Raw genomic sequence first — 17,034 nt, 5'->3', positions numbered from 1 at the left:
CAATGAGCGTGTCCAGCAAGAGTGAAACCAAGAAGTCCGGCGGCCTAGGCGAAACCATCAGCGTTATCGTGCAGGCGCTGCTGCTGGCGCTGGTCATTCGCACCATTCTTTTCCAGCCATTCAGCATTCCTTCGGGCTCGATGCGCCCGACCTTGCTGGAAGGCGATTATCTGTTCGTGTCGAAATATGCCTATGGCTATTCGCGCTTTTCGCTGCCCTTCGGTCTCGACCTGTTTTCGGGCCGTATCTGGAGCGCGGAACCGAAGCGCGGCGACGTGGTGGTTTTCAAGCTGCCGAGCGACACTTCCATTGATTACATCAAGCGTGTGATCGGCCTGCCGGGCGACCGCGTGCAGATGCGTGGTGGTGTGCTTTACATCAACGATCAGGCTGTGAAGCGCGACCGCGTCGGCACCATCGACAATCCCGATGTGACCGAAGTGAACCGTCCGGTCGAGGTATACCGCGAGACGCTGCCGGAAGGCGTGACCTATGTCACGCTCGATCTTGCACCGAATTCTATCGGCGACGATACCCGCGTCTTCGAAGTGCCAGCCGGCCATTACTTCATGATGGGCGATAATCGCGACAACTCGCTCGATAGCCGTTTCGGCGTTGGCTATGTGCCTTTCGAAAATCTTGTCGGTCGCGCCAACATCATTTTCTTCTCCATTGCGGACAAAGCCAGCCCGCTCGAAATCTGGAAATGGCCGACCGATGTGCGCTTCAGCCGTCTGTTCAGCTCTGTGAATGCCGCGCCGCACACCGCCGTCACCGGAAACTGAGATGGTTTCCGCAGGCCAGGCAGCATCAATTCTCGAGGAGCGCACCGGACACCGTTTTCTGAATTTGAAACGGCTGGAACGTGCGCTCACGCATTCAAGTGTGCAGGCCCCTTCGCGGGCGAATTATGAGCGGCTGGAGTTTCTCGGCGACCGTGTGCTTGGTCTCGCTGTCGCAGAAATGCTGTTCGAAGCATTTCCCGAGGCTTCCGAAGGCGAATTGTCGGTGCGTCTCAATGCGCTGGTCAATGCCGAAACCTGCGCGGCGATTGCCGACGAAATCGGTCTCGCCAATTTCATCCATACCGGCTCCGATATCAAATCGCTGAACGACAAGCGCCTCATGAATGTGCGGGCCGATGTCGTGGAAGCGCTGATCGCCACCATCTATCTCGACGGTGGCCTTGAAGCAGCGCGCTCTTTCATCAAGCGTTACTGGAAGAAAAGGTCGCTTGAAACCGGCGCAGGACGCCGCGATGCCAAGACAGAGCTGCAGGAATGGGCGCATCAGCAGGGCAATGTGCATCCGTCCTATTCCGTTTTGAGTCGCAGCGGCCCGGACCATGACCCGCTCTTCGTGGTCGAAGTTCAGGTACAGGGTTTCGCGCCGGAAAATGGTGAAGGACGCTCAAAGCGCATCGCCGAACAAAGCGCTGCAGAAGCCATGCTCTACCGCGAAGGCGTGTGGAAGCGCGACGAAACTGTATGACGCAAGAACTCACGTTTTTTCAATCGAGATCGGTTATAATCGATCGATTGCGACAAATTTCGTTGTGATGACGACGCTGTTGCACAAAGGGGGCGTGCCAAGGGGACCACGCTCTATCAAAATATCGTCTGGAAGGATGGACAATGAATAATCGGACGACACCGACAGAAAGCGAAACGGAAACCGGGCAGACCCGCTCGGGCTTCGTTGCGTTGATCGGCGCGCCAAATGCGGGGAAATCCACACTGGTCAACCAGCTCGTGGGCACAAAAGTATCGATTGTCACGCACAAGGTGCAGACGACGCGCGCGCTCGTGCGCGGCATTTTCATCGAGGGGCCGGCACAGATCGTTCTGGTCGACACCCCCGGTATCTTCCGCCCGAAGCGAAGGCTCGACCGCGCCATGGTCACCACGGCCTGGGGCGGCGCAAAGGATGCGGATATCATTCTGGTGCTGCTGGATGCGCAGGGCGGTCTCAATGAGAACGCCGAAGCGCTGCTGGAAAGCATGAAGAATGTGCGCCAGAAGAAGGTGCTGGTGCTTAACAAGGTCGACCGGGTTGACCCGCCAGTCCTGCTGACGCTGGCCCAGAAGGCCAATGAACTCGTGACTTTCGACCAGACATTCATGATCTCGGCGCTCAACGGTTCGGGCTGCAAGGATCTGGCGAAATATCTGGCTGAAAACGTGCCGAATGGCCCGTGGTATTATCCGGAAGACCAGATTTCCGACATGCCGATGCGTCAGCTCGCAGCCGAAATCACCCGCGAGAAGCTTTATCTGCGCCTGCATGAAGAGCTGCCTTACGCATCGACGGTGGAAACGGAACGCTGGGAAGAACGCAAGGACGGTTCGGTTCGCATCGAACAGGTCATCTATGTCGAGCGCGAAAGCCAGAAGAAGATCGTTCTCGGCCACAAGGGCGAGACCGTGAAAGCGATCGGCCAGTCGGCGCGCAAGGAAATCTCGGAAATTCTCGAGCAGACGGTTCACCTGTTCCTGTTCGTGAAAGTGCGCGAAAACTGGGGCAATGATCCCGAGCGCTATCGCGAAATGGGACTTGATTTTCCCACCTAGCAGTCAAAACTGACGTCTATGGAATGGCATGATGAAGGCATAATTCTCGGCACACGTCGTCATGGTGAAACCAGCGCCATTGTCGAAGTGATGACCCGTGAACATGGCCGACATCTGGGTATGGTGCGCGGCGGGCGATCCCGCCGCATGCAGCCGCTGCTGCAGCCCGGCAACCATGTCGATATCGGCTGGTGGGCGCGGCTGGACGAGCATATGGGCAGCTTCACCATCGAGCTGCTGGGCTTTGCCGCAGCGCGACTCATTGAAACGCCAGTCGCGCTTTATGGCATCCAGCTTGCAGCCTCGCATTTGCGGCTGTTGCCGGAACGCGATGCGCATCGCGGCCTTTATGAAACGCTGCGGCTTATCATCGAACATTTTGACGATCCGCTCGCATCCGGTGAATTGCTGCTGCGGTTCGAAGTCATGATGCTGGAAGAGCTGGGCTTCGGTCTCGATCTCAAGGAATGTGCCGCGACAGGCCGTAGTGAAGAGCTGATCTATGTCTCGCCGAAATCCGGGCGGGCGGTCTGCCGCGAGGCAGGCGCGCCATGGGCCGACAAGCTTCTGGCCTTGCCTGCTTTCGTCAACGACACGGCGGTGCGTGCTTCGTCTTATGAAGACATCGACCATGCATTCAAGATGACGGGCTATTTCTTCCAGCGCCATGTCTGGGAACCGCGTGCGCAGACACCACCCGATTCTCGCGGGGGTTTTTTGAACGCGCTCAAACGCGGGCAGGCAGGCTAAAAACCTCGCCTTCGAACGCTTCCGCACCGCGCCCGATCAATTTGATCGCAGCAGTCATCCGGCCATTATGGCCCAGAATTTTATCTGCAATCTCGATCAGGCGAATATTCGGCGTTGCGGAAGGCGACTGTTTGCGCAACTCGAATGCCATCGCTGTTTCGTCGCTTTGCGGATCAAGCGCTATGGCCGCGATATAGGCGGCAGCGGTTGAACGGGAAATGCCCGCATAGCAATGGATGAGCAGCGGCGCGTCCTTTTGCCAGCCATGCACAAAGTCGAGCAAAGCTCGCACATGATCTGCATCGGGCGCGACCATGCCTTCGCGGGGTTCGACGATGTCGTTGAATGTCAGCACCAGACGCTGTGCAGCGCAGCTTTCAGGCAAGGCCGGAACTTCACCGCTGGTCAGTGTCACCACATGGCTCGGCCTGTGGCACTCAAGCTGTGCAGCCAGCTGGGAGAGGGGACTGACGACGATCAGCGTCATGAACCGCTCTTGCGTTTTTCTTCCAGCAAAGCAAAGCGCGCCAGAAAATCACTCTGTACGCTTTGCGTCGGGCGCGGGGTCAGGTCCAGTTCGGCGGGATCGAAATCGCGTGGACGACCGAAATATTTGATGGCTTCGCCTTCGCTGAAACCGGCCAGCCGCGTGGCCTCAAAATAGGCTGCGATCTGGTCAGCGCGTTTTACGAGTGGTTTGAGCTTTGCCGACAATGTTGCCGGTAGGGAAAAGCGGTGGTGAATAGCGGTTTGCAACCGTGTTTCGATCAGCTTGTAATTGCCGCCCATCACAGCCTTGAACGGCGAGATCATGTCGCCGATCACATATTCCGGCGCGTCATGCAGCAGGGTCAGAATTTGCCATTCGGCGCTTGCATCCGGCTGAAGGCGGTGGAAAATCTCTTCTACCAGCAGCGAGTGCTGCGCAACGGAGAAAGCATGCTCGCCAATGGTCTGACCGTTCCAGCGCGCCACGCGGGCGAGGCCATGCGCGATATCCTCAATCTCGACATCGAGTGGCGAGGGGTCGAGCAAGTCCAGCCTGCGACCCGACAACATGCGTTGCCAAGCCCGGGCTTTGCCGGATGATTTATCCGCAGCCGCCATCAGGCGTTGCCTGATTCGGCTTCAGGGAAACCAAACCGGACATGCGGCGGTAGGCTCAGCTCAAGCGGTGTTTCGCCAGCGAGAAGAGGGGTGCCTGCATCCATCGCATCCTTGACGCGGTCGATGCGCACAAGCGCGATACCGATGCCGTTCGCAGAACTGCCGAGATTGCCGACTTCGCGTCCGTCCGCTGTTATGGGCGTGCCAAGCGGCGGCAGATTGCCTTCCGCTCTGGCGACTAGAACACGGCGTCGCGGCGTGCCGCGATGCTGCATGCGGGAGACGACTTCCTGACCGATGAAGCATCCCTTCGGAAAGGTGACGCCGCCGATCTGGTCGAAATTGACGTCATGCGGAAACACATCGCTATAGGCAAAATCGGCTTCGCCTTCCGCGATGCCATATTCGGCACGCAGCTTCGTCCATGCCGATGCATCGGCATTTTCACCGGACTGACCATAGGTGCGAAGCACGTTCAACTCAGCCGGAAAACGGGAATCGCGCTTTGTTGAATCATCTTGTGAAGGAGCGGAATCAGTTTGCCAGGAAACGCTGACAAGTGATTCCGGCAATTGTGTAATTTCCGCTTTGGCGCGCAGGCGATAAAGCGTGATGCGCTTGCAAAAATCAGCTGCAGTGCTTGCGGGCAGGTCGAAGCGCAGGCCGTTTTCGATGCGCGAGACGAGGAAATCGAACAGGATTTTTCCCTGTGGTGTCAGCAGCGCACCCGGCTTGGCTTCATCAGGACCGAGCTTGTCGAGATTGGTCGTGATCACGGCCTGCAAAAACTTTTCCGCGTCTTCGCCAGTGATGTGGACCAGTGCTCTGTTGGAAAGATTTACCGTTTCGGCTGCCGTTGTCATCGCTTCTTCCTTGCGTTTCGCGCCTTCGTTACGTAATCCCCATTGGAAAGGCTCGCAAGTCCCATCCCAATCCTAGGAGACCATAATGGCCGAGACGTTCGACACGATTCTGAAAGGCGCAACCATCGTCAATCATGACGGTACCGGGCAGCGCGATATCGGTATCCGCAACGGGCGCATCGCTGCTATCGGCTCTCTGGGGCAGGCTTCGGCAGGCGAAGTGATTGACTGCACCGGCCTGCACATCCTGCCGGGCGTCGTGGACAGCCAGGTTCATTTCCGCGAGCCGGGCCTTGAACATAAGGAAGATCTGGAAACAGGTTCCCGTGCCGCCGTACTAGGCGGTGTGACGTCAGTCTTCGAAATGCCGAACACCAAGCCGTTGACGACGACTGTCGAAACGCTGGAAGACAAGATTCGTCGCGGTCGTCATCGGATGCATTGCGATTTCGCCTTCTGGGTCGGCGGCACGCGTGACAATGCCAAAGACGTTGGCGAACTGGAGCGCCTTCCGGGCGCCGCAGGCATCAAGGTGTTCATGGGCTCCTCGACCGGTGATCTGCTGGTTGAAGACGATGATGGCGTTCGCTCCATCCTGAAAAATACACGCCGCCGCGCAGCCTTCCATTCGGAAGACGAATTCCGCCTCAAACAGCGTGAAGGTTTGCGCGTACAGGGCGACCCGTCCAGCCACCCGGTCTGGCGTGACGAGGTTGCCGCGCTGCAATGCACGGAACGTCTGGTGCGCATTGCACATGAAACCGGCGCACGCATTCATGTGCTGCACATCTCTACGGCTGAGGAAATCGACTTTCTGCAGGCGCACAAGGATGTTGCGACCTGCGAAGCGACACCGCATCACCTGACGCTTTCCGCCGACGACTACAAGACGCTGGGCAATCTTATCCAGATGAACCCGCCAGTGCGCGACAAGCGCCACCGCGACGGTGTCTGGAAGGGTATCGATCAGGGTATCGTTGATGTGCTCGGTTCCGATCATGCGCCGCATACGCTGGAAGAAAAGCAGAAAGCTTATCCGGCGTCGCCATCCGGTATGACTGGCGTACAGACGCTGGTGCCAATCATGCTCGACCATGTGAATGCAGGCAAACTGTCGCTGGAGCGCTTCGTCGATCTGTCGAGCCATGGCCCGAACCGTATTTTCGGCATGTCGCGCAAGGGGCGCATCGCTGTCGGCTACGATGCCGATCTGACCATTGTGGACATGAAGCGCCGCGAAACCATCACGCATGAACAGGCTGGCTCGAAGGCTGGCTGGACACCCTACCACGGCAAGACTGTCACCGGCTGGCCGGTCGGTACGATCGTTCGCGGTATCAAGGTGATGTGGAACGCTGAAATCGTGAACCCGCATCAGGGTGAGCCGGTCGAATTCATTGAAGCTCTGCCGCGCGGATAATGGGTTGTCACGCTGTTCCTGTGAATGGCGTGATCTGTCCTATCTTTGTCCGGCATCTACCTTTCGATCAGGTTTGTAAGACGTAAATTCTCTCCTATATTCACACTGTAGGAGAACAAAAATGTCCGCTCAAGATACCGTTCTGCTTGTCGTCGATGCGCAGGAATCATTCCGGCACCAGCCTTACTATCGCGAGGCAGATGTGGCCGCCTATGTCGAACGCCAGCAAAAGCTGATTGATGGCGCAAATCAGGCGGGCATTCCGGTTGTGCAGATTTTCCATACGGCGGATAGCGGCAACTTCGCTGAAGCGTCAGGCTATGTCCGCACGCTCGCACCGCTTTCCTTCACGCCAGACGCCGTATTTCGCAAGCGCCGTCACAGCGCGCTGGTCGGCACCGGTCTCGATGTCTGGCTGGTGGCAAACGGTATTCGCCATGTGATTGTCTCCGGCATTCGCACGGAACAGTGCTGCGAAACCACCACACGTCAGGCTTCGGATCTCGGCTATGCGGTTGATTTCGTCGGCGAGGCGACCCTGACCTTCCCGATGACCGACGCGACGGGTCGTAAATGGAGCGCCACTGAGATTCGGGCGCGCACCGAACTCGTGCTCGCCAATCGCTTCGCCCGTATTGCTACGGTGGAAGAAGCTCTGGCTGGCCAAGCAGAACGGAAGGCCGCATGACCCAACCGACAGACGGCAAGCAAATCATTCCCGTCTATGTCATCGTTCCGCCACGTCTGCTTTTGCTGGACGTGGCGGGGCCGCTTGAAGTGTTGCGCAAGGCGAATCTCGATCAGGATAAGGTCGAGTTTGCGGTGCATTATGTCGGGCCGCTTGGCACGGTTCACAGTTCCATCGGTCTGGCGGTGACGGGTATTGAGCCATTGCCGGACGCGGTGCCGCAGGGATCGCTGGTGATTGTGTCCGGTTCCACGGATATGCCGCTTGGCGGGCCGGTTGCCAGCCGGGAGGAAGACGCCGTCTTCGAGCAGGCGATTATCAGCTGGCTGAAGCGCGTCGTCTGCCCCGGCGTCCGGCTGGTCACGATCTGCTCCGGCGCCTTGCTGGCGGCGCGCGCAGGGCTGCTCGATGGCTATGTGTGCACGACGCATCATCTGGCCATCGCAGAACTGGAGAAGTCTGCTCCCACCGCGAAAGTGCTGCAAAATCGCCTTTTCGTCGAAGATGGCGAACGGCTGACCAGTGCGGGCATTACCGCCGGGATCGACCTGATGCTGCAAATCGTGGCCGATATTATCGGTCACGGCGTCGCCTTGTCGGTGGCGCGCTATCTGGTCGTTTATCTGAGACGCAGCGGTGGCGATCCGCAGCTTTCGCCCTGGCTGGAAGGGCGCAATCATATGAACCCCGTCGTGCATCGTGCGCAGGATGCCATTGCGGCAGACCCCGCCGGAGCGTGGCCCGTCGAAAAGCTGGCCGATGCCAGCGGGGCAAGTCCGCGCAATCTTTCGCGCTTGTTCAATGAACATGCAGGCATGAGCGTGACCGATTATGTCAACCGGCTGAAAGTCGGTCTGGCCCGTGAGATGCTGCTCAATTCTGGTCTCGATATCGAGAATGTGGCCGAAAGATCAGGCTTCGCCTCGGCGCGGCAGTTTCGCCGTGCCTGGCAGCGCATCTATGATCAACCGCCAAGCCATGCACGTGGGGCCGTTGGGTGATTACTCTCCGGCGGTGAAAAAGCGCCAGCTTCCATCGGGTGCAATGCCGATGCTGTAGAAAATATAACCGCCCGCCTTTTTCATATCCTCAAAGTCGCTGGCGGTGACGATCTGAAACAGCTCAACGGTCTGCGATGGCGTCAGCCTGTCGAGCGGCATGGCGTAGAAATAGGGCCAGACATAGACCTCGTCATCTGTTCCGGCATTCATATGCACATAGCCCGTACCGAGCAGGTCGGCGATGATGGCGAGAATTTCGCGACCTTCCACATCGCCGGCGAGCGATTTCAGAAACTCGATGACATCTTCTTCATGGTCTTCGAGCGAAAGCTGCGTGCTGTTGTCGGCTTCGCCCAATAGCGGGCGCAATTGCTCGATGTCGCCGGATTGTGCGGCAGCAAGCATTTTCTCGCGCATTTGCCGGACAGGCTGCGGCAGCCTGTCAAAATCGCGCAGCACTTCCGGCATCGGCTTGGCGGCCGGTGCAGGCATGATCGTTGACGGATTCTGCGGTGTTGCAGATGGCACCCGGTGTGGCAACGCATTGGGAAGCGGAATCGGCGACGACACCGGATGCTCATCCGGTGCGGTGCGATAGGCCGGTAAAGTCAGGAATTCGGAGCGATCCACAAGCGCCAGTTGGTCCGCTGCCGCAAAGGCGGGCAGCGAAGCCAGCATCATGCCCGCGACGAGCGCAAGCGGTCGGACAGAATTCCAGATTGCAGGATGCATCGGTGTTGCCGGAGGACGACTGGTGGGAACGGCCGGTTCTTGCCCCGCAACCGGCGACGTTATGGTTCGGCTCGAGCATTTCCAGCAAAAGTGCGAAACGGTTTTGCGTAGGATAATGCGTGAAAACAATTGGATAGAGCGGTTCCGACGATTCCGTTAAAATAGGAACCGCTCTATTGCAGAATCCGTGCAGGAAGGAAGGCGCCAGCTTCGATCTGTTCGCGCATCTTTTCGAGCAGCTCAAGCGCGCAATCGTCACCAGCCTCACGGATAAGTTCCGTCAGCGCCGTTGTGAACGCGGCTTCTGCGAGAATTTCAGGCTCGATGCCTTCGGAAATACCGTCCGCCCAGGCCTCGTTCTGATATTCGATTGCCACGAGTTTCTTCTCGCGTGCGATCATCTCGTCCAGATCGGTCGGTGCATGTTCCATAGACTTCATCCTGGCTTTCGCCTTTCTGCCGTTTTGCGGATGTCTCACCGTGTTCCGGGAGCTCGATCCATTTGCGGCCTGCCCGCCTTCTTAAGACAGTGTTAACAGATTATAACGGATTTGAACGAGACTATTGTCCGCAATCCGCACAAGAGTGAATGATTGGTTAATTTCCATAGCGCGAGATGATCTCGTTCGACAAGCCTTCGCCTTCCTTCATGTAGCGGTCTATCGCCGCAAGTGCGGAAGGGGTGCAGCGGGTATAGTTGTCGCTGAAGACGCGATATCCGTGGTTGAAGCTCGAAACGATCCTCACCCTTTCGCCTTCCGATGGCTTCTCGGCGGCGATAATCGCATCCATGCGGTCGCGCCATTCGCTGCCTGCTTCTCCGCATAGGTTGCGCAAATAGTGCAGCGAACCAAGAACCTCGGCAAGCCGCAACATCTTGCCCTCATAAGGCGCATCCTGCGCAAAAGCCGGATTGGCTGCGCCTGCCCACATGAACAATGCGAACCGGAACAGTTTCATGCCTTTCAATCGGAAACCCTCTCACATGAAATGCACTTGTTGCGTGAAATAGGGGCTGCTTCAAGGCAGATTGTCAAATAGGTTTAATCGCCAATAGGTTTAATATCCCAAGGCATCTTCGCTTTCCGCGACAGAGCGGGCAACGTCCAGCGTGCTGTCCGTCACGCGCGCTTGCACCATTTCCTCAATCGTCAGCCAGTGGATCGCCGCAGCGTCATCGCCGGGTTGTTCGCGCCCTGAAATATCCAGCGCGCGAAAGACGGAGAGGAAATAGCTCTTTTCATAAGCCTTGCCTTCCAGCGCCAAATCCACGGTGATGACATGGGAGAGGGCGCTGACGTCCAGCGCGGTTTCTTCCTTCAGCTCACGAATGGCAGCCTGTTCCGGCGTTTCGCCTGTTTCGATGCCCCCGCCCGGAAAAGCCAACCAGCCCTTCCATGGCTCCTTCCCGCGCTCAACCAGCAGAAAGCGGCTTTCGCGGCGGCAGATCAGCGAAACGCCATGAACATGAAGCGGAACGGGAATGACGGGGATCGTAGGCATGAAATAGCTATGATCGGCTTGCAGCGATTTGGCAATCGTAAACCGGTCTTGACCGCCCGCACAAAAACCTGAACATGGCTGTCATGTGCGGACGCTTTTCATTGACGGCAAGCCGGGAAGAAATCGAGACTTTTCTGGCTGCCATGATCTCGGAGGACTTTCCTCCTCGCTATAACATCGCCCCGACCCAGCCGATCCTCACCATTGTGGCCGGGGAGACTCCGCCTGTAGGCAGTAACCGCCCGGACCGGGTAGGTACGCTGGTGCGCTGGGGTTTTGTGCCGTCCTGGGTGAAAGACCCGAATGACTGGCCCATGATGTTCAACATCCGTTCGGAAACAGCCGCCGAAAAGAACTCGTTTCGCGCTGCGCTGAACCATCGACGCGCGCTGGTTCCGGCTTCAGGCTTTTATGAATGGCGTCGCGAGGGGAAGAACAAGGCGCAAGCCTATTGGGTGCGCCCGCGCAATGGCGGTGTGGTGGCCTTTGGCGCACTGATTGAAACCTGGAGTAGTTCTGACGGATCGCAGATCGATACGGGCGGCATATTGACGACAAGCGCCAATGCGCTGCTGCGTCCGATTCACGAGCGCATGCCGGTGGTGGTACATCCGGAGGACTTTGCGCGCTGGCTGAACTGCAAGCGTTACTTGCCGCGCGAAGTGGCCGACATCATGCGACCGGTGCAGGAGGATTTTTTTGAGGCGATACCCGTCTCGGACAAGGTCAACAAGGTGAGCAACGCCACGCCAGACCTGCAATTGTGCGTTGAAGAAACGGTTGAAGCGCATACAACGCCACAAAAGCGCAAGGGTAAAACCGAACCGGATGACGGTTCCGGCGGTCAGCTTTCAATGTTCTGACCGCATGCGCGATTTGTACCGGTTGATACCGCTTACTTGGCGAATTTTTTGGCGGCCAGAATCGAATGACGACGATTGTCGTTGCGGCCTGCGCTGCTGCGCTTTGCGGCCGTCATCAAGGCGGCGACGAGCGCTGCGGGGCCAATTTCACGATACTTGTCGACCAGTCGGTCCTGACGCGGTTGCAGTTCACTCTTAGACATTTTTACTTCCTTTCCCCGAAGCGTCCAGTTTCGAATGCTTTCGAAACCAACCGATCTCCGGTTAGGCCTAAGCAATCCATGCTCACTATTTTGTGATGGATTGAGACTGAATGAAGGCTGTTTGGGGCCGGTTTTGCGGTATTCCGGTTAATGCCCGTCAAGGATTGTCCGGGTTGCAGAAATGCAACATTTTGGCGGATGCTATGGAGTAGGTTGAAGCTTCCCGGCAAAATAATCGGTAACAAGCAAAAGCGCTTGACTGTGGTTCACGGGATAGGGATAAGTGCAACCATGAAAACGCCGACCACGAACATTTGTATTTGTGCGATCATTATTGGCTAGCAGCCTGCTGGCCCGGCCGTTTTCGTCTCCCTTCCATAAAACAGGATGATAACGCCCCGGCCAGATGGCTGCGATCCGTCGTGCACTGAATTCACTTGGATTTTGCTGGTTATTTTGGGGAATGGTTACAATGGCTGATGCGCCGCAATTGCGTCTTTACAATACGCTGACCCGCACGAAGGAGGATTTTTCCCCCATCGATGCCGACAATGTGCGCATGTATGTCTGTGGACCCACCGTCTATGATTTTGCCCATATCGGCAATGCACGCCCGGTCATCGTTTTCGACATTCTGTTCCGGCTTTTGCGCGAGGTTTACGGTGCCGAACACGTCACCTATGCGCGCAACATCACCGACGTTGACGACAAGATCAATGCGCGCGCCGTCCGCGATTATCCGGATTTGGCCTTCAACGAGGCCATCCGCCGCGTGACGGAAAGCACCAACGCGCAGTTTCAGGCCGATGTGACGGCACTGGGCAATCTCGCGCCGAGCTTTCAGCCGCGTGCGACCGAGCATTTGGACGAGATGCGTGCGATGATCGACCGTCTGGTCGCCATTGGCGTCGCCTATGTGGCGGAAGACCATGTGCTGTTTTCGCCCTCTGCCATGAACGAGCGCGTCAAGACATTTGGCGGCCCGCGCTATGGCGCGCTGGCGCGCCGTTCGCTGGACGAAATGCTGGCGGGTGCGCGTGTCGACGTTGCATCCTACAAGCGCGACGAGATGGATTTCGTGCTGTGGAAGCCTTCGAAGAAAGGTGAGCCGGGCTGGCCGTCGCCGTCAGGCATCGAGACGCTTGGCCGTCCGGGCTGGCACATCGAATGCTCGGCCATGTCGATGGCCAAGCTTCTGGAGCCGTTTGGCGGCGGACTGAAATGCGATGATCCGGAAAAGAACCGCTTCGATATTCACGGCGGCGGCATTGATCTGGTCTTCCCGCACCACGAGAACGAAATCGCGCAGTCCTGCTGCGCATTCGGCACCGAGCGGATGGCCAATATCTGGATGCATAACGGCTTCCTGCAAGTTGAAGGGCAGAAAATGTCGAAATCGCTCGGCAATTTCATCACCATTCGTGACGTGCTGAATGAAGGCTTGCCGCAGTTGGGTGAGTGGGACGACAACGCAGCCCGTGACCGTTGGGTCGGTCTGGCTGCGCGTCTGTCGATGCTGCAAACCCATTATCGCGAGCCGATCAACTGGACGGCACAACGTCTGGCGGAATCGTCTGACGAACTGCGCCGCTGGTATGGCCTGCTGCGCGACGCCAAGTTCGTCGTGCCGGAAAAGCTGTCGGCAATTGGTGAAGTGACGGAAGCCCTGTCCGACGATCTGAACAGCTGGGTTGCGATTACCGCGTTGCGCAAGGCGTTCAAGAACAAGGATATTGCGACGCTGGGCGAGGGCATGGCGCTGATGGGCCTGCTCGATCCTTACTTCGTGACGGCTGAGGATGTGCCGGTCTTTGCCAGGGCGAATGTCGATACGGATGCCATCGAGGCCCGCATTGTGGAACGCCTGCGCTTCATCAAGGAGAAGAACTTTGCGGAAGCCGATCGCATCCGCGATGCGCTTCTCTCTGAAGGCGTGCAGCTCAAGGACGGCAAGGATCCTGCCACCGGCGAACGCATGACGACGTGGGATGTGGTAGGCTGACGACGATTTAAGCAGCGGTCGTTGATAAGGGAGGACGGCATGACGCTCGATAACAAGCCGATTTATACCGGTGGCTGCCAATGCGGCGCGGTGCGCTTCCGCATTGACGGCGCGTTGGGCTCGGCTTCCATCTGTCATTGTCGCATGTGCCAGAAGGCCTTCGGCAATTTCTATGCGCCGCTGGTTTCCGTCGACGAGGCGAAACTGGAATGGACGCGTGGCGAGCCGAAGCGTTTTCGCTCCTCCAACCATGTTCAGCGCGGGTTCTGCCCGGAATGCGGAACCCCGCTGACCTATGAAGCGCCCGATGGCGTCGCGCTCGCCATCGGTGCGTTCGACGCGCCGGAGGAAGTGGAGCCAACGGTTCAATGGGGGATCGAGAAGCAGCTTCCCTATGTGAGCGGACTTGCAGATCTTCCCGGCTATGCAACCGAACGCGATCCGGAGAGCATCGAATTCGTCAGAACGATGATCTCCTACCAGCATCCCGACTACGACACAGATAATTGGCCGCAACGGTAACGTTGGACCAACAGCAGACCCACCGACAGGCAGGCACTTATGGCACGCGAACGCATCTACATCTACGACACGACCTTGCGGGACGGACAACAAACCCCCGGCATTGATTTTTCTGTCGAAGACAAGAAGTCGATTGTCGCACTGCTTGAAGAATTGGGCGTCGATTATGTCGAGGGTGGTTATCCGGGCGCAAATCCGACCGATACGACGTTCTTCCAACGCCGTCAGACCGCGCGGTCCAAGTTCACCGCCTTCGGCATGACGAAACGCGCCGGTATTTCCGCTTCGAACGATCCGGGCCTGTCGAGCCTGTTGCAGGCGTCAGCCGATGCCGTCTGTTTCGTGGCCAAAAGCTGGGACTATCATGTGCGTCTGGCTCTTGGCTGTACCAATGAGGAAAATCTGGAATCGATCACCGCTTCGGTGACGGCTTCGCGCATGGCCGGTCGCGAAGCGCTGGTCGATTGCGAGCACTTCTTCGACGGCTACAAGGCAAATCCCGATTATGCGCTGGAATGCGCCAAGGCGGCTTACACCGCAGGCGCGCGCTGGGTTGTTCTGTGTGACACCAATGGCGGCACGCAGCCGCATGAGATTGCTGAAATCGTCAATGCGGTGAAAGCCATAGTGCCCGGCGAGAGCCTTGGCATCCACGCCCATAACGATACCGAACAGGCTGTTGCGGTTTCACTCGCCGCCATTGATGCCGGCGTGCGGCATGTGCAAGGCACGCTGAACGGTATTGGCGAGCGCTGCGGCAATGCCAATCTGGTTTCGCTGATCCCGACACTGCTGCTCAAGCCCTATTGGTCCGAGCGTTTCGAACTGGGTATCAAGCCGGCTTCGCTGAAGGCAATCACCCGCATCTCGCGCGCCTTCGACGACATTTTGAACCGTCCGCCGACCGAACAGGCGCCTTATACCGGCACATCGGCTTTTGCCACGAAAGCGGGCATTCACGCCTCGGCCTTGCTCAAGGAACCGCAGACCTATGAACATGTGCCGCCGGAAACGGTCGGCAACAGCCGTCGCGTCATGGTTTCGGATCAGGGCGGCAAGTCGAATTTTATCGCTGAACTGGAGCGTCGCGGTATTCGCGTTGCCAAGGATGATGTGCGCCTCGATACGTTGATTACGCTGGTGAAAGAGCGCGAGGCCGAGGGCTATGCCTATGAGGGTGCGGATGCGAGCTTTGAGCTTCTGGCGCGCAACATGCTCAATCCGCAGCCGGAATTCTTCAAGGTCGACTCGTTCCGGTGCCTCGTTGAACGCCGGTTCGATGCCAATGGCATGCTGAAGACGGTGTCGGAAGCGGTGGTCAAGGTGGAAGTCGATGGCGAAGTGCGCATGTCCGTTGCCGAAGGCCACGGCCCTGTCAACGCGCTCGATATTGCACTGCGCAAGGATCTCGGCCGCTTTCAGGCGGAAATCGAAGATCTTGAACTGGTGGATTTCAAGGTGCGTATCCTCAATGGCGGTACGGCGGCTATCACCCGCGTGCTGATCGAGTCCGGTGATGCGACCGGTGCCCGCTGGCGTACGGTCGGGGTTTCGGACAATATCATCGATGCATCGTTTCAGGCTTTGATGGATTCTGTGAATTTCAAGCTCATGAAAAACCGCTCCATGGCCGGGCTCGCCGCTGCGGAATAAGACGCATCATTCACCAGGATTGATGCTTCAATCATTTTAATTGAATGGATTTTATGAGTTGAGAAGCGCATAGCAGTGGCTGATCAAGCCATCTGCTATGCGATTTACTCAAAAAGCGGCTGTGCTTTCGAGCGGAGAGAGACAATGACCGACCAGACCTTGTCCGATGCCCGTCTTTCGGATGGGGCCAAAGGTTTTCTCATGGCGTTCGGCGCTTATGCGCTTTGGGGCGCGCTGCCGTTTTATCTGAAAGCAGTAGCCCATATTCCCGCCATGGAAGTCGTGTCTCACCGCGTCATCTGGTCGGTGCCGGTGGCACTGTTGTTGCTGGTGGCGCTGGGGCAGTTCAAGGATATCCTCTATGCTGTTCGCCAGCCACGCATGCTTGCGATGGCGGGGCTGACTGCAGCACTGATCACGATCAACTGGACAATCTATGTCTGGGCAGTCGCGCATGATCAGGTCATGGGAGCCGCACTCGGCTATTATATCAATCCGCTGTTCAATGTGGTGCTCGGTGGTCTTTTCCTCGGCGAGAGGTTGAGCAAAGTCCAGTATATTGCTGTTGGCTTTGCTGCGGCTGCGGTTTTGCTGCTCACCTTCAATGCCGGTGGCTTGCCATGGGTATCGCTGGCTTTACCGCTGACCTTCGGTCTCTACGGGTTCTTCCGCAAGTCACTGCCGATGCCGCCTTTGCAGGGCTTCACGCTTGAAGTGCTGATCCTGTGCGTTCCCGCGCTCGCTTATCTGGCCTTCCTGAGTTCGCAAGGGCAGGGTCATTTCTTTGCCGGGCCGGTTTCGAATGTCTGGCTTCTGATGCTTGCCGGGCCGTTCACCGCCATCCCGCTGATCCTCTACGCGGGCGGCGCTAAGCTGCTGCGCTACACAACGCTCGGGCTGATGCAGTATATGACGCCCACCATGTTGTTTTTCTTTGCGATTTTCATCTTCAACGAGCCGTTTTCGACCGTGCAGCTTGCCGCTTTCGTGCTGATTTGGGCAGGGCTCGCGCTCTACACCTGGTCGACACTTTCGCAGCATCGTCGCAATCGGGCACGCGCCTGATAGGTAAATCGTAAATAATTTGTGATTCACCTCCGGTGGATAACCCGCCGGAGGTCTTATTTTAGCCGCTGTGTCAGCATCATTTCCGCCAA

The 17,034-nt window shown here is 57.6% G+C and carries 19 protein-coding genes and 1 pseudogene; 12 read left to right on the top strand and 8 right to left on the bottom strand.

Features of this window, described 5'->3' with window-relative positions:
• Positions 1-2 precede the first annotated feature (2 nt).
• The 4 genes from lepB (at position 3) to recO (ending at position 3,320) form a co-directional block, all read left to right on the top strand.
• Positions 3-785 (top strand): signal peptidase I, encoded by a 783-nt coding sequence (gene lepB / locus ACTJKP_RS09330; RefSeq protein WP_440630427.1) that lies wholly within the window; start codon positions 3-5, stop codon positions 783-785.
• 1 nt (position 786) lies between these two features.
• The gene (rnc, locus tag ACTJKP_RS09325) at positions 787-1,491 is read left to right on the top strand and encodes a ribonuclease III (RefSeq protein ID WP_078340713.1); all 705 of its coding nucleotides are present in this window, start codon (positions 787-789) and stop codon (positions 1,489-1,491) included.
• Between the two features lie 143 nt (positions 1,492-1,634).
• Positions 1,635-2,570 (top strand): GTPase Era, encoded by a 936-nt coding sequence (era, locus tag ACTJKP_RS09320; protein ID WP_078340714.1) that lies wholly within the window; start codon positions 1,635-1,637, stop codon positions 2,568-2,570.
• 18 nt (positions 2,571-2,588) lie between these two features.
• Positions 2,589-3,320 carry a DNA repair protein RecO gene (recO, locus tag ACTJKP_RS09315; RefSeq protein ID WP_440630425.1) on the top strand — a complete coding sequence of 244 codons (732 nt, stop codon included), beginning with the start codon at positions 2,589-2,591 and terminating at the stop codon, positions 3,318-3,320.
• Here the strand turns inward: recO and ACTJKP_RS09310 are convergent.
• The 3 genes and pseudogenes from ACTJKP_RS09310 to ygfZ form a co-directional block, all read right to left on the bottom strand.
• Entirely contained in the window at positions 3,298-3,807 is a 510-nt protein-coding gene (locus ACTJKP_RS09310) for a tyrosine phosphatase family protein (protein WP_440630424.1), read from the bottom strand. The genes recO and ACTJKP_RS09310 overlap by 23 nt on opposite strands.
• Complete coding sequence (locus ACTJKP_RS09305) at positions 3,804-4,427, bottom strand: YfbR-like 5'-deoxynucleotidase (RefSeq protein WP_440630423.1); 624 nt, start codon at positions 4,425-4,427, stop codon at positions 3,804-3,806. Before ACTJKP_RS09305 ends, ACTJKP_RS09310 begins: the two co-directional genes overlap by 4 nt.
• A pseudogene (ygfZ, locus tag ACTJKP_RS09300) lies at positions 4,427-5,356 on the bottom strand (CAF17-like 4Fe-4S cluster assembly/insertion protein YgfZ); the annotation flags it as partial. The pseudogene ygfZ and the gene ACTJKP_RS09305, both read right to left, overlap by 1 nt.
• Positions 5,357-5,375: 19 nt before the next feature.
• Here ygfZ and ACTJKP_RS09295 point away from each other — a divergent pair.
• The 3 genes from ACTJKP_RS09295 (at position 5,376) to ACTJKP_RS09285 (ending at position 8,399) form a co-directional block, all read left to right on the top strand.
• Positions 5,376-6,710 (top strand): dihydroorotase, encoded by a 1,335-nt coding sequence (locus tag ACTJKP_RS09295; RefSeq protein ID WP_440630422.1) that lies wholly within the window; start codon positions 5,376-5,378, stop codon positions 6,708-6,710.
• A gap of 121 nt (positions 6,711-6,831) precedes the next feature.
• A complete protein-coding gene (locus ACTJKP_RS09290) occupies positions 6,832-7,398 on the top strand; it encodes an isochorismatase family protein (protein WP_440630421.1) in 567 nt (188 codons plus the stop codon).
• Positions 7,395-8,399, top strand: a complete 1,005-nt coding sequence (locus ACTJKP_RS09285; RefSeq protein WP_440630420.1) for a GlxA family transcriptional regulator — start codon at positions 7,395-7,397, stop codon at positions 8,397-8,399. Before ACTJKP_RS09290 ends, ACTJKP_RS09285 begins: the two co-directional genes overlap by 4 nt.
• Here the strand turns inward: ACTJKP_RS09285 and ACTJKP_RS09280 are convergent, their stop codons facing one another.
• From ACTJKP_RS09280 to ACTJKP_RS09265, 4 genes are all read right to left on the bottom strand, one after another.
• On the bottom strand, positions 8,400-9,194 hold the full coding sequence (locus ACTJKP_RS09280; RefSeq protein ID WP_440630496.1) for a hypothetical protein: 795 nt from the start codon (positions 9,192-9,194) through the stop codon (positions 8,400-8,402).
• Positions 9,195-9,304: 110 nt separating this feature from the next.
• Positions 9,305-9,562, bottom strand: a complete 258-nt coding sequence (locus ACTJKP_RS09275; RefSeq protein WP_171058775.1) for a hypothetical protein — start codon at positions 9,560-9,562, stop codon at positions 9,305-9,307.
• Positions 9,563-9,728: 166 nt separating this feature from the next.
• Positions 9,729-10,091 carry a TIGR02301 family protein gene (locus ACTJKP_RS09270; RefSeq protein ID WP_318282849.1) on the bottom strand — a complete coding sequence of 121 codons (363 nt, stop codon included), beginning with the start codon at positions 10,089-10,091 and terminating at the stop codon, positions 9,729-9,731.
• A gap of 99 nt (positions 10,092-10,190) precedes the next feature.
• Positions 10,191-10,634: an NUDIX hydrolase gene (locus ACTJKP_RS09265; protein ID WP_440630419.1), complete on the bottom strand. Its 444-nt coding sequence runs from the start codon at positions 10,632-10,634 to the stop codon at positions 10,191-10,193.
• 83 nt (positions 10,635-10,717) lie between these two features.
• Here ACTJKP_RS09265 and ACTJKP_RS09260 point away from each other — a divergent pair, with 83 nt between their 5' ends.
• Positions 10,718-11,497 carry an SOS response-associated peptidase gene (locus tag ACTJKP_RS09260; protein WP_440630495.1) on the top strand — a complete coding sequence of 260 codons (780 nt, stop codon included), beginning with the start codon at positions 10,718-10,720 and terminating at the stop codon, positions 11,495-11,497.
• Positions 11,498-11,529: 32 nt separating this feature from the next.
• Here the strand turns inward: ACTJKP_RS09260 and ACTJKP_RS09255 are convergent, their stop codons facing one another.
• Positions 11,530-11,700: a hydrolase gene (locus ACTJKP_RS09255; protein ID WP_113533980.1), complete on the bottom strand. Its 171-nt coding sequence runs from the start codon at positions 11,698-11,700 to the stop codon at positions 11,530-11,532.
• A 472-nt stretch (positions 11,701-12,172) separates the two neighbouring features.
• Here ACTJKP_RS09255 and cysS point away from each other — a divergent pair, with 472 nt between their 5' ends.
• From cysS to rarD, 4 genes are all read left to right on the top strand, one after another.
• Entirely contained in the window at positions 12,173-13,702 is a 1,530-nt protein-coding gene (gene cysS, locus ACTJKP_RS09250) for a cysteine--tRNA ligase (RefSeq protein ID WP_440630418.1), read from the top strand.
• 39 nt (positions 13,703-13,741) lie between these two features.
• Positions 13,742-14,224 (top strand): GFA family protein, encoded by a 483-nt coding sequence (locus tag ACTJKP_RS09245; RefSeq protein ID WP_138785801.1) that lies wholly within the window; start codon positions 13,742-13,744, stop codon positions 14,222-14,224.
• A gap of 39 nt (positions 14,225-14,263) precedes the next feature.
• Positions 14,264-15,877, top strand: a complete 1,614-nt coding sequence (gene cimA, locus ACTJKP_RS09240; RefSeq protein WP_440630417.1) for a citramalate synthase — start codon at positions 14,264-14,266, stop codon at positions 15,875-15,877.
• A gap of 144 nt (positions 15,878-16,021) precedes the next feature.
• On the top strand, positions 16,022-16,942 hold the full coding sequence (rarD, locus tag ACTJKP_RS09235) for an EamA family transporter RarD (RefSeq protein ID WP_440630416.1): 921 nt from the start codon (positions 16,022-16,024) through the stop codon (positions 16,940-16,942).
• Positions 16,943-17,034 lie beyond the last annotated feature (92 nt).

Source organism: Brucella sp. 22210, assembly GCF_052045675.1.
Classification (GTDB): domain Bacteria; phylum Pseudomonadota; class Alphaproteobacteria; order Rhizobiales; family Rhizobiaceae; genus Brucella.
The sequence above is the reverse complement of the archived record's forward strand: the minus strand, read 5'-3'. Positions and strand labels throughout refer to the sequence as shown.

Bases quoted from the DNA above. Each gene is read 5' to 3' on its own strand.
- ACTJKP_RS09245 (WP_138785801.1), top strand. From the start codon at position 13,742: ATGACGCTCGATAACAAGCCGATTTATACCGGTGGCTGCCAATGCGGC.
- ACTJKP_RS09260 (WP_440630495.1), top strand. From the start codon at position 10,718: ATGTGCGGACGCTTTTCATTGACGGCAAGCCGGGAAGAAATCGAGACT.
- lepB (WP_440630427.1), top strand. From the start codon at position 3: ATGAGCGTGTCCAGCAAGAGTGAAACCAAGAAGTCCGGCGGCCTAGGC.
- cimA (WP_440630417.1), top strand. From the start codon at position 14,264: ATGGCACGCGAACGCATCTACATCTACGACACGACCTTGCGGGACGGA.
- ACTJKP_RS09295 (WP_440630422.1), top strand. From the start codon at position 5,376: ATGGCCGAGACGTTCGACACGATTCTGAAAGGCGCAACCATCGTCAAT.
- ACTJKP_RS09305 (WP_440630423.1), bottom strand. From the start codon at position 4,427: ATGGCGGCTGCGGATAAATCATCCGGCAAAGCCCGGGCTTGGCAACGC.
- ACTJKP_RS09290 (WP_440630421.1), top strand. From the start codon at position 6,832: ATGTCCGCTCAAGATACCGTTCTGCTTGTCGTCGATGCGCAGGAATCA.
- rarD (WP_440630416.1), top strand. From the start codon at position 16,022: ATGACCGACCAGACCTTGTCCGATGCCCGTCTTTCGGATGGGGCCAAA.
- era (WP_078340714.1), top strand. From the start codon at position 1,635: ATGAATAATCGGACGACACCGACAGAAAGCGAAACGGAAACCGGGCAG.
- ACTJKP_RS09255 (WP_113533980.1), bottom strand. From the start codon at position 11,700: ATGTCTAAGAGTGAACTGCAACCGCGTCAGGACCGACTGGTCGACAAG.
- ACTJKP_RS09310 (WP_440630424.1), bottom strand. From the start codon at position 3,807: ATGACGCTGATCGTCGTCAGTCCCCTCTCCCAGCTGGCTGCACAGCTT.
- ACTJKP_RS09285 (WP_440630420.1), top strand. From the start codon at position 7,395: ATGACCCAACCGACAGACGGCAAGCAAATCATTCCCGTCTATGTCATC.
- ACTJKP_RS09275 (WP_171058775.1), bottom strand. From the start codon at position 9,562: ATGGAACATGCACCGACCGATCTGGACGAGATGATCGCACGCGAGAAG.
- cysS (WP_440630418.1), top strand. From the start codon at position 12,173: ATGGCTGATGCGCCGCAATTGCGTCTTTACAATACGCTGACCCGCACG.
- ACTJKP_RS09265 (WP_440630419.1), bottom strand. From the start codon at position 10,634: ATGCCTACGATCCCCGTCATTCCCGTTCCGCTTCATGTTCATGGCGTT.
- ACTJKP_RS09270 (WP_318282849.1), bottom strand. From the start codon at position 10,091: ATGAAACTGTTCCGGTTCGCATTGTTCATGTGGGCAGGCGCAGCCAAT.
- recO (WP_440630425.1), top strand. From the start codon at position 2,589: ATGGAATGGCATGATGAAGGCATAATTCTCGGCACACGTCGTCATGGT.
- rnc (WP_078340713.1), top strand. From the start codon at position 787: ATGGTTTCCGCAGGCCAGGCAGCATCAATTCTCGAGGAGCGCACCGGA.